This is a genomic window from Microbispora sp. NPDC046933 (genome assembly GCF_040644635.1).
Lineage (GTDB): Bacteria > Actinomycetota > Actinomycetes > Streptosporangiales > Streptosporangiaceae > Microbispora.
Genome location: NZ_JBEYWW010000117.1, coordinates 1 through 1,431, shown reverse-complemented (window position 1 = coordinate 1,431; position 1,431 = coordinate 1). Strand labels below are relative to the sequence as shown.

At 70.9% G+C, this 1,431-nt stretch carries 1 protein-coding gene and 1 pseudogene; both read right to left on the bottom strand.

What is annotated here, in order from left to right:
- Positions 1 to 104: pseudogene (locus tag ABZ857_RS44225) on the bottom strand (sugar phosphate isomerase/epimerase); the annotation flags it as partial.
- A complete protein-coding gene (locus ABZ857_RS44220; RefSeq protein WP_357056963.1) occupies positions 104 to 1,273 on the bottom strand; it encodes a Gfo/Idh/MocA family oxidoreductase in 1,170 nt (389 codons plus the stop codon). The pseudogene ABZ857_RS44225 and the gene ABZ857_RS44220, both read right to left, overlap by 1 nt.
- Positions 1,274 to 1,431: the final 158 nt, after the last annotated feature.

The window sequence follows — 1,431 nt, the reverse complement described above, 5'->3', positions numbered from 1 at the left end:
GCGATCTCCAGGCCGTCGTAGCCCCATTCCGAGGCCAGCCGGCAGACCTCCTCGAACGGCAGGTCCGCCCACTGCCCGGTGAACAACGTGATCGGCCTGGTCATCAATCCTCCACAGTCGCGAAGCGGCTGCCCTCAGCCGCGCTCTGTTCGACGGCCGCCAGCACCCGCTGCACCCGCAGCCCGTCCTCGAAGGACGGCGCGGGGTCGGTGCCTGTGGCGATCGCCTCGATGAAGTCCTTCACCTCGTGGGTGAAGGAGTGCTCGTAGCCCAGGACATGTCCCGGCGGCCACCACGCGCCCGCGTACGGGTGATCCGGCTCGGTGACCTGCACCCGCCGGAACCCGTGCTCACCGCTGGGGATGGTGTGGTCGTGGAACCACAGCTCGTTCATGGACTCGAAGTCGAACGACAGGCTGCCCAGCGCCCCGTTGACCTCGATCCGCAGCGCGTTCTTGTGCCCGGTCGCGAAGCGGGTGGCCTCGAAGGACGCCAGCCCGCCCCCGCTGAGCCGGCCGATGAACAGGGCGGCGTCGTCCACGGTGACCGCGCCCCTCCCGGCGCCGCCGCCGGCCGACAGCCCGGCCGAGCTGACCGCCAGGGGACGCTCCTTGACGAAGGTCTCGGTCAGCGCCGACACCCCGGTCAGCCGCTCACCGGTGATGAACTCGGCGGCGTCGACGATGTGAGCGCCGAGGTCGCCGAGCGAGCCCGATCCGGCCCTGTCCTTCTGCAGCCTCCAGACCAGGGGGAACTCCGGGTCGACGATCCAGTCCTGCAGGTACTGCGCCCGTACGTGCCTGATCTGGCCGAGCCTGCCCTCCGCGACCCACTGGCGGGCGAGCGCGACGGCGGGCACGCGGCGGTAGTTGAAGGCGACCATGCTGCGCACACCGCGCGCCGCCGCCGCGCGGGCGGCGGCGGCCATGGCCTCGGCCTCGGCCACGGTGTTGGCGAGCGGCTTCTCGCAGATGACGTGCTTGCCCGCCTCCAGCGCCGCGACGGCGATCTCGGCGTGGCTGTCACCCGGGGTGCAGATGTCGACGATCTGCACGTCGTCGCGATCGAGGAGCCGCTTCCAGTCGGTCTCGGCGTGGGCCCAGCCCAGCTTCTCCGCGGCCTGCGCCGTCGCCTCGGCGGACCTGCCGGCCACCGCCACCATCGCGGGTTTGTACGGCAGGTCGAAGAAGGCGTCCACGCTGCGCCAGGCCTGGGAGTGGGCACGGCCCATGAACGCGTAGCCGACCATGCCGACCCCGATGACGGGCCTCATGACTCGAAGCCCGTCGGCAGGTATCGGTCGGCGTTGTCCTTGGTGACGGTCTCCGAGGTCAGCGTGATCGACTGGGGCACCTCCTGCTCCAGCAGGTCGCTCATGCCCTTGCCCTGGGCGATCAGTCGCGCGAGCTTGATGGCCGAGGCGGCCATCGT